The sequence below is a fragment of the Moorena producens PAL-8-15-08-1 genome, assembly GCF_001767235.1.
Lineage (GTDB): Bacteria > Cyanobacteriota > Cyanobacteriia > Cyanobacteriales > Coleofasciculaceae > Moorena > Moorena producens_A.
Genome location: NZ_CP017599.1, coordinates 5,129,530 through 5,145,705, shown reverse-complemented (window position 1 = coordinate 5,145,705; position 16,176 = coordinate 5,129,530). Strand labels below are relative to the sequence as shown.

Below are 16,176 nucleotides of genomic sequence, written 5' to 3'. Positions count from 1 at the left end.
TTAAGACTATGGCATTAGAAAATCAATTTTTATCTGCTTTCAAACAACTACTGGACACCCAACCTGAGTTGTTTAAAGACTCAGAACGAACGGAACTCGAAGGATTAATTACCTCATTACCAAATGATACCGAACAGCTAGTCGATGGCATCACTCAATGGTGTGCTTCTTACTCAGACATTCATAATACTTTGATGCCCCTACTTGCTAGTAAAACAATTCCGGAGAAGGGACCTGGAGGCACTGTCCCCACTCCTGAAACTAAAGCTGAAAATGAAAAGAACTTAAAAGAAGAACTAATCAACGCTCTCCGTCAGAGTTCTCCCCCAGAAAACCCCGAACCCAACACTCCCGCTGATGACTGATTCTGCCTTGCGACTCAAAAACCCCAGCGTCACCCTTTATGCTTTCCATCTCTGCCAAGACTTAAGCCAAGAACTGGAACAGTTGCGACCGGATGCGGATCGGTTGTGGCAACACTGTGCTAACCTCAGCCAACCCCTAGGTATCCCAGACCTGAAATCTTTACCGGAAAAAATAAAATCCTCTCCAAGCCAAACAGCGATCGCAAGCCATTACCTAGAGTTACTCCCAGGGAATGCTCCCTTAACCTACACTGCACCAGTGCAACTAGCAGGCTCTGCTCTAATAGTCCAGGTCTATCCGGTTAAAATTCATGACACTTATGCCCTTGACCTAACCCTGTCTTGCCAGAATACCATTGCAGCCAGTCAATTTAGTCACTTCAATCCCCAAGGGTGCCTCCTAGCCAGCACCATTCAAGCTTCCTTGGGACAAACCTTAGTGCTCTATGGGGAACCGGTGGGCACTCCCGAGGATGATAGAACGTTAGCCAATGCCTGTGTGGATGGTTTTTTCCAGGGAACCGACCAAAAACCCGAGTTTATGGCATCTGGGCAGTTATTTGGTAGCCCAATATTTGCCTATGACAACGGTAAAGAGAAACCAACGGAGCAATGTCACCTTCTGGTCTGGTTAAACCGTAACCCAGAAACCTTAAAGCTGGTTGAAAAGACGTCCTTGTCATTTTTCCATCTGTTGTGCTGTCGCAGTAAAATCCTGTTTGCTTATCATGAAGCCCGTTGGTGTTATCGCCAAACTAGAGCACTCTATGGGCAACTGGAACAAGAGGTTAAAGGTTTCAAGGAATTGGCAACGAAGGGAGAAACAGGCATTACGGAAAGGGCACCGGGAGGGGAACAAAACTCTCAAAGTCCCCCAAAATTGGGGGATTTAGGGGGCTTGACCAAAACTAAGCGATCGCCCATTGATACTTCAATTCAGCAACGTCCAGAAACACGGCTAGAGCAACTGAAGCAGAAACTGACCGAGATGCCATCCAAGACCTTTGACTATGCTGGTTATCTGCGAGACATGGAGGATCACAAAAATGCGATCGCTACCAATGCCCACAACTATGACTACTGGCTGGAAAAAATCCGTGAACATAGTCTCGAAGACGATAGTATCAAGTTTTTGGAAGACTTCCTCAACCAAAGAACTAAACGGTTTGAAAAACAGATTCAAACCGACCTGAATTATCTCAAACCCGGTCAGCAACTATTTGACCAGATGCTTGGTAGTATCCGAGGCATTGTGGACATTGAACAGGCAGAATGCGATCGCGCTTTGGAAAAAGCCCTCAGAGATAAGGAGAAGGCTGATCAAGCCCGAGAAAAACAATTAGAGTCAATTCGGCATCAGGAACAGAAAGCTGCTGAAAAACGAGAAAAAAATTTAGAACGTTGGATTACCCTGGTCGGTACTGGTTTAGCGGTCAGTGGTATTTCTTCCCAAACCGATGCTAAACCAATAGAGTCTGTTATCGCCCAACTATACTCGAAAGAATCCTTAGATTTCCCCACCGCTGGTGTTACACCTTGGTTGACATACAGTGTCGTATTTGTGCTAGTTCATGTGGGAGTTGGTTTAATTGCTGCGTTCATTATGGATCGATTTCTCAAATTGGTATCAAAATGACTACTAAAGGGAACAGGGAACAGGGAACAGGGAATAGGGAATAGAGAAGAGGGAACAGGGCGAAAATTCTGTGTACCTGATTAGGCTAAAAAGCGCTATATAGCTGTAGGTTGCCTTATTAACTTACGGCGCTTTGTATAACTATCAGGTGCGCTTTCCCTGCTCCCTGCTCCCTACTCCCTGCTCCCTGCTCCCTGCTCCCTGCTCCCTGCTCCCTGTTTTAGGGATAATAATTTTAGCCATAAAATTATTACTTACTTGTTAAGGAATCGGTGCTTTGATCAAACAAACTAGGCGGAATCGGTGCTCGCAATTGGGATTGGTAAGTACAGTAGCAATGACAAGTTCATTAACACTGTCACTCTTAATTCCATCTACTAGTAATCAAGCTCATGCTCAGAGCAATATCGTACCAGATGATACTTTAGGAGCGAATGGTTCAGTGGTAATTCCTGACGCTTCTGTAAAGGGATTGCCAGCAGAATTAATTGAAGGAGGAGTTCAACGGGGAGTAAACCTATTCCACAGTTTTCAAGAATTCAATGTGGGAGAAGGGTTGCGGGTTTATTTAGCTAATCCAGCTGGCATTGAGAATATCCTGTCGCGGGTGACCGGAATGAATCCTTCGCAGATTGAAGGCACTTTGGGAGTAGATGGAGCAGCCAACCTGTTTTTGCTCAATCCCAATGGAATCATATTTGGGTCGAACGCCAGATTGGATGTGCAGGGTTCCTTTGTCGGAAGTACAGCGAATGCGATCGCATGGGGAGAAGATGGGTATTTCAGTGCTACTCAACCCGAAACTAGCCGTTTACTAACCATTAATCCCGGAGCATTGTTTTTTAATCAGGTCGGCTTGGTGTCAGGGACTATTATCAATACTGGCACCTTGGCCGTGGGGAAAGATTTAACCCTTTCCGGATTGAATCTAGATTTACAGGGTCAGCTATCAGCTGGGGGGAATTTGACCCTATCGGCCATGGAAACCCTGAAAGTGCGCGATAGCATAGCCCTACCTTTTGTGGCAGCAGCTGGGGGAAAACTATTGCTTGAGGGTAACCAAACCATAGATATATTGGCTTTGAGTGATCCCGATAGTGGGTTGTTTTCACAAGGGGATATGGTGTTGCGTTCCAGTAGCCCAATTAGAGGGGATACCCACTATTGGAGTGGAGGAAATTTTTCGATTGAGGAAATAGATGGAACTTTGGGTGATTTGTCAAGTCCCAATGACCCGATTATTCGCTCAGCGGGGGATGTCAGTTTTAAGAATTATGACGGTGCTTCCCTACACATTTTCGCCGGTGGTTCGGTAACGGTTGATAAGGTCAAGATTACAGGCTCTGATCCCGCAAATAATATTCAGGAAACCGTCACCCTATCCGATGACACCACCATATCAATAGATGGTAGTACTCGCCCGACCCTAGATATTAGGGCTGGCACCACAGCTATCGGTAACCCCAGCGGAATTACTGGCAATCCCACTCTTCATCAACTGGATTTGTCGGAGCCTCCAACCACAGCCAATATAAAGATTGGCGAGATAATGATTGAGCCGCCCAATGGTCAGGTGTTTTTGACCAATCAATACCAACCCAATTCCGCTGTAACTGGTTCGATTGAGATAACCACAATTAATACCAGTAATACCAGCAATACAGTAGAAAATGCCGGGGATGTGATTATTGACTCTGGTAAAGATATCATCCTCATTGGTACTAATACTAAAGATGAGGGCGTGATTTTCGCTGATACTTCCGGTCCTGGGCAGGGGGGTCAAATCAAGCTGGTGGCAAACCAGGAGATTTTGTTAAGCGATCGCTTTCTGGTCACAAGTGATACTACTAGTGATACATCTGGTTCAGGTAATGGGGGTGAAATTACGATTGAGGCTGAGTCAGTTACTGTCAGAGATGGAGGAGTGGTTGCTGCCCGTACCTTGGGAGAAGGAGATGCAGGTAATGTGACCATCAATGCCTCAGAATCTGTGCAAGTCATTGGTATTGATGTCTCCGGCGAGAATACGTTTCCCAGCCTCATCAGTACCCGAGCTGATGAAAACTCAACAGGAGATGCGGGAGACTTGAAGATTAATACACCACTGTTACTGGTTAAGGATGGAGGACAGGTTAGCGCCACTACCTTTGCAGAAGGAGATGCAGGTAATGTGACTATCAATGCCTCGAAATTAGTCGAAGTCATTGGTTTCTCCGCCGATGGTAAGATTGGCAGCGGTATATTTGCCCAAGCTAATCCAGACTCAACCGGAGATGGGGGTAACTTGATTATTAATACACAACAGTTATTGCTTAAGGATGGAGCACAGGTTAACGCCGTTACCTTTGGACAAGGAGATGCAGGTAATGTGACCATCAATGCCTCGGAATCGGTGCAAGTCATTGGTAAATCCCCCGATGGTAAGTTTCCCAGCGGTATATTTGACCAAGCTGTGGAAGACTCAACTGGAAAGGGGGGTTCCTTGAGGATTAATACACCAGTGTTACTGCTTGAGGATGGAGGACGGGTTGGCACCACTATCGACGCCAGCGTGATCGAAAACAGCCTGACCTTCTTACCAGACAATCAGATTGACACCACTACTTTGCTGTCCAATAGCTGCATTTTCCGCAGTCGGGAGCAACCAGGTAGCTTGATCATTACTGGTAGCGGTGGAAAACCCACTGCTCCAGGAAGTGGTAGGATTTCACCCTTTGCCACTGGCACAGTGCGCACCATACCCAGTGATGGTAGCTCTATCCCCAGCACCCAAGCGGATCGCCCTTGGCAAATCGGTGATCCGATTGTAGAACCTCAACGGGTATATCGACTGGCAGATGGACGGCTAGTTTTGAGTCGCGAGTGTGTAGAATAATTCCTGCACTAGCTAATGTGATCATACTCTTCGCCAATCACCTCAAAGCTTGGGTTTTTCTATATTACTGGTTATGCCGAAGTTACCTATTCCCCTTTACAATCGATCGGGTGCATGTCAGTTTTGTTAATCCCTGATTCAGATCCCCCGTTTCCCTTAATAAGGGGGACTTTTCCATCTAATTCCCCCCTTTTTTAAGGGGGGTTAGGGGGGATCTATGTACCTAATTACAAATTTGACATGCTCCCCAATCCATCCTAGTTTCACACCTCAAATAAAAAGGCTATATTGCCGTTTTATGCAATCAATTTTGCAGATAATTGCAATTATTTTGGCCGATTTTGTCAATTAAGTTTTACAAACAAAAGTAACATTAATGAAGCTTGGTAAGCCGTTTGATAGATAATAAGTTTAGCCACAAAATTATCACTTACTTGTGAAAGGATGGGTGCGGTGATCAGGCAAACCAGGCGGAGTCGGTCTTGGCAATTGGGATTGGTAAGTACAGTAGGGATGGCAAGTTCATTAACACTATCGCACTTTATTCCATCTACTACTAATCAAGCCCATGCTCAGAGCAATATCGTACCAGATGATACCTTGGGAGCTAATGGAACAGTTGTGATTCCTGACGCTTCTGTAAAGGGATTGCCAGCAGAATTAATTGAAGGAGGAGTTCAACGGGGAGTTAACCTATTCCACAGTTTTCAAGAATTCAATGTGGGAGAAGGGTTGCGGGTTTATTTAGCTAATCCAGCTGGCATTGAGAATATTCTGTCGCGGGTGACCGGAATGAATCCCAGCGATATTCAAGGAACCTTGGGAGTAGATGGCGCAGCTAACCTGTTTTTACTCAATCCCAATGGGATTATATTTGGAGCGAACGCCAGCTTGGATGTGCAGGGTTCATTTGTAGGAAGTACTGCGAATGCGATCGCATGGGGAGACGATGGCTATTTTAGTGCTACTCAACCCGAAACTAGCCGTTTACTAACCATTAATCCAGGAGCATTATTTTTTAATCAGGTCGGCTTGGTGTCAGGGAATATTATCAATACTGGCACCTTGGCAGTGGGGAAAGATTTAACTCTGTCGGGATTGAATCTAGATTTACAGGGTCAGCTATCAGCTGGGGGGAATTTGACCCTATCGGCCATGGAAACCCTGAAAGTGCGCGATAGCATAGCCCTACCTTTTGTGGCAGCAGCTGGGGGAAAACTATTGCTTGAGGGTAACCAAACCATAGATATATTGGCTTTGAGTGATCCCGATAGTGGGTTGTTTTCACAAGGGGATATGGTGTTGCGTTCCAGTAGCCCAATTAGAGGGGATACCCACTATTGGAGTGGAGGAAATTTTTCGATTGAGGAAATAGATGGAACTTTGGGTGATTTGTCAAGTCCCAATGACCCGATTATTCGCTCAGCGGGGGATGTCAGTTTTAAGAATTATGACGGTGCTTCCCTACACATTTTCGCCGGTGGTTCGGTAACGGTTGATAAGGTCAAGATTACAGGCTCTGATCCCGCAAATAATATTCAGGAAACCGTCACCCTATCCGATGACACCACCATATCAATAGATGGTAGTACTCGCCCGACCCTAGATATTAGGGCTGGCACCACAGCTATCGGGAACCCGATGCCAATTCCTGGCAATTCCATCCCTGAGCAACTGGTGTTGTCGGAGGCTGCTCCGACCACGGCAACTATTAAGATTGGCGAGGTAATTATTGAGCCGCCCAATGGTCAGGTGTTTATCACCAATCAATACCAACCCAATTCCGCTGTGACTGGTTCGATTGAGATAACCACAATTAATACCAGCAATACAGTAGAAAATGCTGGGGATGTGATTATTGACTCCGGTGTTGATATCATCCTGATTGGTACTAATAGTGTGACTGATAATCAGGGCTTGATTTTCGCTGATACTTCCGGTCCTGGGCAGGGGGGTCAAATCAAGCTGGTGGCAAAGCAAGAGATTTTGTTGAGCGATCGCTTTCTCGTCACCAGTGATACTACCAGTGATACATCTGGTTCAGGTAAAGGGGGTGAAATTACGATTGAGGCTGAGTCGGTTATTGTCAGAGATGGAGCAGTGATTGGTACCCGTACCTTTGGAAAAGGAAATGCAGGTAATGTGACCATCAATGGCTCAGAATCCGTGCAAGTCATTGGTATTGTTGTCTCCGGCGAGGATAAGTTTCCCAGCCGCATCAGTACCCGAGCTGATGAAAACTCAACCGGAGATGGGGGTTCCTTGAATATTAATACACAACGGTTACTGCTTCAAAATGCAGGACAGATTACTGCGAATACCCTTGGAAAAGGAGATGCAGGTGATGTGACTATCAATGCCTCAGAATCGGTGCAAGTCATTGGTATTGGTGTCTCCGGCGAAAATACGTTTTCCAGCCTCATAACTACCCGAGCTGATGAAAACTCAACCGGAGATGGGGGTTCCTTGAATATTAATACACAACAGTTACTGGTGGAGGATGGAGGACAGATTACTGCCAATACCTTTAAAGAAGGAGATGCAGGTAATGTGACCATCTCGGCCAAAGAATCGGTGAAAGTCATTGGTATTGGCGTCTCCGGCGAGGATACCTTTCCCAGCCTCATAACTAGCCGAGCTAATCCAGACTCAACAGGAAATGCAGGTTCGTTGAAGATTAATACACAACAGTTACTGGTGGAGGATGGAGCACAGGTTAGCGTCAGTACCTTTGCACAAGGAGATGGGGGTTCTTTGACCATCAATGCCTCCGAATCGGTGCAAGTCATTGGTGTCTCAGCAGATGGTAAGTTTAGCAGCGGTATATTTTCCCAAGCTAATCCAGACTCAACCGCAAAGGGGGGTTCCTTGATTATTAAGACACAACAGTTACTAGTTAAGGATGGAGCACAGATTAGCGTCAGTACCTTTGCACAAGGAGATGGGGGTTCTTTGACCATAGAAACCAAAGAACCGGTGCAAGTCATTGGGAAATCCCCCGATGGTAAGTTTCCCAGCGGTATATTTGCCCAAGCTTCGGAAGACTCAACCGGAAAGGAGGGTTCCTTAAAGATTAATACACAACAGTTACTGGTTTTGGATGGAGGACGGATTGGCACCACTATCGACGCCAGAGTGATCGAAAATAGCCTGACCTTCTTACCAGACAATCAGATTGACACCACTACTTTGCTGTCCAATAGCTGCATTTTCCGCAGTCGGGAGCAACCAGGTAGCTTGATCATTACTGGCAATGGTGGTTTACCTCCCGCTCCAGGAAGTGGTAAGATTTCACCCTTTGCCACTGGCACAGTGCGCACCATACCCAGTGATGGTAGCTCTAGCCCCAGCACCCAACCGGATCGCCCTTGGCAAATCGGTGATCCGATTGTAGAACCTCAAAAGGTATATCGACTGGCAGATGGACGACTAGTTTTGAGTCGGGAGTGTGTAGAATAGACTTCTTGCAGAAGTCGGGAACAGGGAACAGCGGATCTGGGAACAGTGGACAAGAATTTACGTAAAGCGATGCAGAGGTGCGACCCGTGGCGAATTTAATTCGCCTACGGAAAACGCACCATTACGGTCTTGGGGGTTCCCCCCACTCGCTACTTTCATGATTGTTTATCTAAAAAGGAGATTGATGGCGATTGCGCTACGGCCACGCTATGGCATGTGGCAGCCACCAACAAAGGCGTACGCCCTGAAAGGAAAGGCAGGTTTTGGTGTTTCTAGTTTAAGTTTTTTTATATTAGTAATCTCAGCTCTAAATGGGATGGCTCAATCTACGATTCCTAATTCATCTAATTCACCCCTTCCGATTACCTCCGCATCTGGGTCATCGCTACTAGAATCTACTGCTCAAGCTACTTCTACTCGACCGCCACCTAAGGTTAGATGTCCCGTTGAAAACATCGGGTCAGAATTAATAGGAACACAGGGAGAGGGAGAGACAGGGAGAGAGTTTTGGCGTATTTGTCAAGATTTTCGATATAAATCAAGACTTACGCAAAGCCCCCTAAATCCCCCTCTGTCAAAAAGCGAAGCATCCGCTAATTCCCCCCAGTATTGGGGGGTTAGGGGGGCGGGGGACTTTGAAATCATTACCCCTCCCGGTGCGCTTTCCGTTGGCGAATTTAATTCGCCACGGGTCGCACCGAAAAATTGGGGGGTTAGGGGGGCAAAACCAACTAAACTTCGTAAGCCCTATAAATCTTTATATCCAACCGATGCTACCGGAGTTGATCTTATCGCTTCATCCGGTCAGCGTTTCCTTGTCAAAACTGTAGAAGTGCTCGGTAACACCGTTTTACAAGAACAGATTACAGAATTAATTGAAGAGATTGAAAACCAGGAAGTCACCTTTGAAGATTTAATTGAACTGCGCTCTAAAATTACTCAACTGTATATTAACAACGGTTACGTTACCTCTGGTGCATTTTTACTCAATAATCAAGCACTGGACAGTGGCACTGTGCAAATACAGGTTGTTGAGGGTGAGCTAGAACGAATTGAACTGAATGGATTAAACCGTCTGCGACCTGACTATGTACTTGGTCCCCTAGAAATTGCCACTACTAAACCCTTAAATCAGCAACGTCTAGTCAAAGCACTGCAACTGCTGCAGCTAGACCCCTTAATCGAACGAGTGAACGTGGAATTGACCGCAGGGAGCACTCCCGGTCGTAATATATTACAGGTGACACTAAAAGAAGCCCCAGCCTTTCACACCGGTGTCAAGACAGAAAACAACCGTTCTCCCAGTATTGGTTCAACCCAAGTCAGTGTATTTGCTGCTCATGATAATCTATTCGGATTTGGCGATCGCATTCGTGGGGAATACGGTCTAACCGAAGGACTCGACATTTACGATATTCGGTATACCATCCCCATCAATGCTCGTAAAGGAACCCTGAGCTTGGGCTACAGCAATAGTGAGAATCGCCTTGTTTCCGAGAATTTCCAGGATTTAAACATTAGAGGTGAAACCCAGAACTATTCCCTCAGTTTCCGTCAGCCCTTATTGCGATCGCCAGAGACTGAATTCGCTGTGGGCTTAGGCTTAGACCTGCGTCACCGACAAACCTTTATACTCGATGACATTCCCTTGTCCTTCTCTGAAGCAACCGCAGATGGTACATCCAAGGTCACAGTAATTCGGCTGTTTCAAGATTGGGTCAAGCGCAGTCCAGAACGAGTATTAGCCGCCCGCTCCCAGTTTAGTCTAGGAATTGATGCCTTTGATGCCACCATTAGTGACTCAAGTCCTGATGGGCGTTTCTTTACCTGGGTCGGACAATTTCAGTGGGTCGAGCAATTATCACCATCTATTCTGCTGATCAGCCGAATTAATACTCAACTCACCCCAGATTCCTTACTATCCCTAGAAAAGTTCAGTGTAGGTGGTAGAGATACCGTCAGAGGCTATCGACAAAATCAAATCATTGCTGATAATGGCATCTTGGGGGGAGTAGAGGCACGTATTATGCTCACCTCAGACTCCAGACTACAATTAACCCCTTTCTTTGAAATCGGTACAACCTGGAATAATCAAGGGATTCAACCCAACCCTGCCACCATTGCTGGTGTAGGATTAGGCTTACGTTGGCAGATCGGATCTGGATTTAATCTCCGTCTCGACTATGGTATTCCCCTGATCGGGGTAGATAATCCGGGGGACTCACTGCAAGACAATGGCATTTACTTTACCGTAGACTACCAGCCCTTTTAGTTAGCTCTCACCCATTTAAATTGTGAATGGGGGCTGATGGGGAGATGGGGAGATCGGGAGATGGGGAGATGGGGAGATCGGGAGATGGGGAGATCGGGAGATCGGGAGATGGGGAGATGGGGAGATCGGGAGATGGGGAGATGGGGAGATGGGGAGATGGTAGACCGGTTTTTGCACAAGGGTCGCGATCTGAAACTTAAATGCATATTAGCTTAAGGCATCCAGTAAAATTAAAAATTAATAATTAAAAATTAAAAAGGGTAAATTCATAATGATAAATAACAAATTAAAAATCATCTCAAAAAAAAACACAACAAATATAGCACTACGTATTAAGGTGGGTGGTTGACATTTATAAAAGCAGCAAAAGCTATTATAATCACCTATTGCTAGCATGCCTATTGCCTATTGCCTTGCCCTTAGCGCTATAACCAGTAGACTTAACTATGAAACCAAAAATTATTGTCATTGACGACCACGAATCGGTTTTAGAAGGAACCGTGAGCCAACTGCAAAAGCAATACCCAGAGGCAGAAATTGTTACGGCTAAAACTGCCCAGATAGCTCAAGACTATGTAGAGAGGTTATCCCCTGACTTAGTTGTTGCCGATCTTTCCATTCCGAAGCAGCAGGGAGATACTGCCCGAACCGATACGGGAATTCAACTCCTCAAAACATTAATGAAACTATACCCTACCCTCAATATAGTTGTTCAAAGCGCTAATATCAAAGCCTTAATCCGTTTAAAACCTGCTATTAATGAACACGAAGGAGGCTTTACCATCGTCGATAAAAGCCTGCCCCAGAAAGAAATGTTAATCAAAGTTGACTGGTCACTTCAGGGATTGATTTACACCCCCAAAGGGATGCGCAAAGGCTTGGAAATCAAATCCGAATGGTTAGAACTTCTAACCTTAGCCTTTGAAGAAGGATTACAGGATAGAACCATTGCTCAGCGGATGCAAATCTCCGAGCGCACGGTGCGTAACTATTGGACTAAAGTTCAAGACGTTTTAGGGGTTTATCCAAAACCCGGTGAAAATATTCGCATTAAAACCGAGAAGCGGGCAAGAGAAGTCGGTCTAATCGATTGAGACATGAAACGTTTTACTGAGGAGGAAATTCAAACCTGGCGGGTAGGATTTATTCCAGGACTAGTCGTGATCGGACTAGTAATCCTATTTCGCCTCACTGGCTTCCTGCAAAGTCTAGAATTGATTGCTCTCGATAGTTTTCTCCGTTGGCGTCCTGAAGAATCTATTGATAAAAGAATTCTGATTGTTGGTATTAATGAACAAGACATCCAAGGCATAGGTACCTATCCCATACCCGATCGAGACTTAGCATCACTGCTGAGAAAACTAGCAACCTATAAGCCTAGAGCTATTGGTATTGACATCGTCAGAGATTTACCCGTTGATCCTGGTTACACTGACTTAGTCGCAGCATTTCAGGCTATCAAAACCGTGATTGGCATTGAAAAAGCCTTACCTGACCAATATGGCAATACCATTAATCCACCACCCACTTTACCCCCCGAACAAGTTGGCTTTGCCGATGTGATACCTGACGCTGACGGACACATCAGGCGCAGTTTACTAGGAACTTCAAATCTCGAAGGAGAGTATAAATTTTCTCTAGCTATACTGCTAGCAAAAGCGTATTTATCTAAAGAAGGAATTTCCCTAACCAATGGCACTGATGACCCAATAGCCATGCAGTTTGGTACTACGGAACTCACTCGCTTTCGCCCCAATTCCGGAGGCTATGTCAGAGCCGATGCTGGGGGAAATCAGATCCTAATTAATTTTCGCAATGCTCGAGAACCGTTTCGGATCGTATCCCTCAACGATATCCAAACTGGCAACATTGATCCAAGCTGGATTCGCGATCGCATAGTCCTGATTGGTATCACTAGCCATAGCGCTAAAGATATTGTAAATGTCTCTGCTATCCCTAGCTCTACTCCTGGATTAGTGTTTGGAGTAGAAGTGCATGCTCATACAGTTAGTCAAATCATTAGTGCTGTTCTCGATGGACGACCCTTGTTAAGGGTTTGGTCAGATAGCTGGGAATATATATGGATTATGGTTTGGGGGTTTCTGGGTATTAGCCTCGCTAGACTAACTAAGACACCGCGACATAATCTATTGAGTGTTAGTGTTGCTGGGATTAGTTTGGTGGGACTAAGTTATTTGCTCCTGATCTGGGGTTGGTGGATACCTGTAGTACCAACCTGGTTCGTTTTAACTGTCAATGGTGTCAGCATCAATGCCTTCTATCTATACCACCAAACCTTAAAATCCCGCATAAATGAACGCCAATATATGATTGATTATACCTTTGACATCATTCATAATGGACCATTACAAACCTTAGCTAGGATACTCAGCTGCACTCAAGATCAGGATTTATCTCATGACCAATTGCGCTCTCAACTAGAACAGTTAAACCAAGAACTCAGAGCAGTTTATGAATCAGTGCGTCGAGAAACCCTAACCGAAGATAGCAGTATCCACATCGGGATTGATTTAGACCTAGATTTGCAGCAACCCACTCACGAGATTCTCTATGAAGTTTATAGCAATACCCTAGCCTTAAACTTTCCTTGCTTTGAAACCATTCAGGTAAAAATTATAAAATTTGATCCAATCGATAGTCCGCCATTAAGTATCGAACAGAAGCGAGGATTGTGTCGATTTATGGAAGAAGCATTGTGCAATGTCGGTAAATATGCCAAAGGGGTAACTCGTCTGAAAGTCACCTGCACCCAAATCGAAGGTATGAATATTATTCGCATTCAAGATAATGGGTTGGGCATTAGCTCATCATCTCAACCCAAGAAATCTAAGCGTTCAGGAGGTCGGGGAACTAAACAAGCTAGAGCACTAGCGCGACAGCTAGGGGGAAGTTTTAAGCGGTCATCTTTGTCTCCTAAAGGAAGAGTTTGTGAACTCACTTGGTCTGTTAAAAAAGGTCGATTTTGGTTTTTAAACTAGGTATTATATATAGCAATTATACGACTTGTGAGGTACAAATTTCTGGTTTAAAGGGAGCAGGGAGCAGGGAGCAGGGAGCAGGGAGCAGGGAGCAGGGAGCAGGGAAGAGGGAGCAGGGAGCAGGGAGCAGGGAGCAGGGAGCAGGGAAGAGGGAAGAGGTAAAAAATAATGTGTACCTCATGAGTTCTATAAACGCTATATTAGCTGATAGCTGATAGCTGATAGCTGATAGCTGATAGCTGATAGCTGATAGCTGATAGCTGATAGCTGATAGCTGATAGCTTTTAGCTGATAGCTGATAGCTGATAGCTGATAGCTGATAGCTTTTAATCATTTATTAATGGCAATTTTAAATTTTTAATTTTATGCTGTTGGCATAATTAGAGGGTAAGTTAATGAAGAGAAGATTTCAGTTACTCAACCATTGCTTAGAGAATCACCGATTGACTATTGGTGTGGTTAGTCTATTTTTAGGGATGACAACTGTAGCCCTAGCCGACTATAAACCACCTTCTGAGCCATCTCATCCCGAACAACCTACAATTATTAGCGGTACCAGGGGAGGATGTTCTAAGAATGGACAAGCAAACTTAACTACACTAGCTCCTCAGGAACATATTGGAAAAACTGTTTCGACTCACCCAACCTTTGCTTGGTTTGTACCGGATGCTGAAGCATTGCCAATGAAATTTCAGCTTTATCAAGATGATGTAAATGAGCATCCCCAACCCATACAAAATATTGAATTGCAAACAACACCAGGAATAATGACTCACTCACTATCAGAGGATGAACTAGGCTTATCCGTGGGACAGAGATATCTTTGGCAAGTGGTCATTATCTGTGAACCCAATCATCCATCGAGTGCTATCATAGCCCAAGCTTATATCGATATCGTTCAAAAGTCACCAGATTTAAAAATAGCCCTTGCTGCAGCCACTAACCCCGTTGATAGGGCAGATATCTATGCTGAAAGAGGTTTCTGGTATAATGCCTTCGGTGAAGTTGTGGCTTGTGGTGACGATGCTAGACATAGAGAGTTAAAGCTAAATCTTTTAACTGATTTAGCAAAAATCGAGGCATCTGGAAATTCACACTATGCCAGCCAAAAGAGTGAGCGAATCAAGCAGATTTTAGAGATAGAACGGAAAGCCCGTTTGTAACTAAGTTAAGTGTAAGCATTTAGCTCATGCGCTACGCGCAGGCTACGCCAACAGCTGATAGCTGACAGCTGACAGCTGAATGCTTACCACCATAGTGAAAGTTAACACCGATAGACAACTTCAAATCAAGTTTTGCAGTTTTCAGCAATAGTCATAGTATAATTAGGCATTTACTGTTTCTCAACTTGGAAAGTAAGTTAGCAGAAAACGTGAATGCATTACCTATTTAATTCTTTTATTGTATTTAAAGGAACAGTGAGTCAAGGAGACAAGCATGGACGACTCTTTCTGATTCCTTCAATAGTTATTAATAGTTGTAGGTCTGCTCAAGGCACCTAGTCAATAGGTGCCTTTTTGTTAACAGTGCGGCTCTCCGGGCATTTTGGGGTAAACTGTAAAATAGGTGACAAATTAAAATTTGGTGGGTTAACTTAGATGTAGTTGACTGACCAAAGTTTTGGAAGCTCTTGAAATCCCGTAGATTGGGTGGAGAGAGGACACCCAAGGCCATCCCTTGTCGTGGTTGGGTTTCATACTTCAACTCAACCTACATCGACGCATATTTGTCAGTCAATCAGATAGTGAAAGCTAACACCGATATACAACCTCGAAGCAAGCTTTGCAGTTTTCAGCAATCATGATAGCGTAATTGTGCAGTTGCTATTTCTCAACTTGGCAAGTAAGTTAGCAGAAAACGTGAATGCATTACCTGTTTCATTCTTTTATTGTATTAAGTAAGGGAACAGTTAGTCGAGGAGACAAGCATGGACTACTGTTTCTGATTCCTTCAATAGTTGTTGATAGTTTATATTTGGTCTGCTCAAGGTACCTAGTCATTTATAGGTGCCTTTTTGTTAACAGTGCGGCTCTCCGGGCATTTTGGGGTAAACTGTAAAATAGGTGACAAATTAAAATTTGGTGGGTTAACTTAGATGTAGTTGACTGACCAAAGTTTTGGAAGCTCTTGAAATCCCGTAGATTGGGTGGAGAGAGGACACCCAAGGCCATCCCTTGTCGTGGTTGGGTTTCATACTTCAACTCAACCTACATCGACGCATATTTGTCAGTCAATCAGATAGTGAAAGCTAACACCGATATACAACCTCGAAGCAAGCTTTGCAGTTTTCAGCAATCATGATAGCGTAATTGTGCAGTTGCTATTTCTCAACTTGGCAAGTAAGTTAGCAGAAAACGTGAATGCATTACCTGTTTCATTCTTTTATTGTATTAAGTAAGGGAACAGTTAGTCGAGGAGACAAGCATGGACTACTGTTTCCGATTCCTTCAATAGTTGTTGATAGTTTTTGGTCTGCTCAAGGCACCTAGTCATTTATAGGTGCCTTTTTGCTCACAGTGCGGCTCTCTCGGCCACACCCCACACCCAGTAATATCAAGTCTGGTTGAATA

At 44.7% G+C, this 16,176-nt stretch carries 11 protein-coding genes; 10 read left to right on the top strand and 1 reads right to left on the bottom strand.

What is annotated here, in order from left to right:
- The first annotated feature begins 8 nt into the window (after positions 1-8).
- The 9 genes from BJP34_RS18865 (at position 9) to BJP34_RS18835 (ending at position 13,606) form a co-directional block, all read left to right on the top strand.
- Entirely contained in the window at positions 9-365 is a 357-nt protein-coding gene (locus tag BJP34_RS18865; RefSeq protein WP_070393671.1) for a hypothetical protein, read from the top strand.
- Positions 358-2,001: a hypothetical protein gene (locus BJP34_RS18860; protein ID WP_070393670.1), complete on the top strand. Its 1,644-nt coding sequence runs from the start codon at positions 358-360 to the stop codon at positions 1,999-2,001. Before BJP34_RS18865 ends, BJP34_RS18860 begins: the two co-directional genes overlap by 8 nt.
- A 133-nt stretch (positions 2,002-2,134) precedes the next feature.
- Positions 2,135-2,266: a hypothetical protein gene (locus BJP34_RS49100; protein WP_267876313.1), complete on the top strand. Its 132-nt coding sequence runs from the start codon at positions 2,135-2,137 to the stop codon at positions 2,264-2,266.
- Between the two features lie 72 nt (positions 2,267-2,338).
- The gene (locus tag BJP34_RS18855; protein WP_070393669.1) at positions 2,339-4,876 is read left to right on the top strand and encodes a filamentous hemagglutinin N-terminal domain-containing protein; all 2,538 of its coding nucleotides are present in this window, start codon (positions 2,339-2,341) and stop codon (positions 4,874-4,876) included.
- Positions 4,877-5,389: 513 nt separating this feature from the next.
- Positions 5,390-8,335, top strand: coding sequence for a filamentous hemagglutinin N-terminal domain-containing protein (locus BJP34_RS18850; protein WP_149031053.1), 2,946 nt, complete (start codon positions 5,390-5,392; stop codon positions 8,333-8,335).
- A 184-nt stretch (positions 8,336-8,519) separates the two neighbouring features.
- The gene (locus BJP34_RS18845) at positions 8,520-10,607 is read left to right on the top strand and encodes a ShlB/FhaC/HecB family hemolysin secretion/activation protein (RefSeq protein ID WP_229423929.1); all 2,088 of its coding nucleotides are present in this window, start codon (positions 8,520-8,522) and stop codon (positions 10,605-10,607) included.
- Positions 10,608-10,643: 36 nt separating this feature from the next.
- Entirely contained in the window at positions 10,644-10,823 is a 180-nt protein-coding gene (locus BJP34_RS40190; protein WP_149031052.1) for a hypothetical protein, read from the top strand.
- 230 nt (positions 10,824-11,053) lie between these two features.
- Complete coding sequence (locus BJP34_RS46050) at positions 11,054-11,701, top strand: response regulator transcription factor (RefSeq protein WP_070393667.1); 648 nt, start codon at positions 11,054-11,056, stop codon at positions 11,699-11,701.
- Positions 11,702-11,704: 3 nt separating this feature from the next.
- Positions 11,705-13,606 carry a CHASE2 domain-containing protein gene (locus tag BJP34_RS18835; protein ID WP_070393666.1) on the top strand — a complete coding sequence of 634 codons (1,902 nt, stop codon included), beginning with the start codon at positions 11,705-11,707 and terminating at the stop codon, positions 13,604-13,606.
- Between the two features lie 16 nt (positions 13,607-13,622).
- Here BJP34_RS18835 and BJP34_RS43700 read toward each other — a convergent pair whose 3' ends face one another.
- Positions 13,623-13,787 (bottom strand): hypothetical protein, encoded by a 165-nt coding sequence (locus BJP34_RS43700; protein ID WP_158517304.1) that lies wholly within the window; start codon positions 13,785-13,787, stop codon positions 13,623-13,625.
- Positions 13,788-14,001: 214 nt separating this feature from the next.
- Here BJP34_RS43700 and BJP34_RS18825 point away from each other — a divergent pair, with 214 nt between their 5' ends.
- A complete protein-coding gene (locus tag BJP34_RS18825) occupies positions 14,002-14,769 on the top strand; it encodes a DUF928 domain-containing protein (RefSeq protein WP_070393664.1) in 768 nt (255 codons plus the stop codon).
- The last annotated feature ends 1,407 nt before the right edge of the window (positions 14,770-16,176 follow it).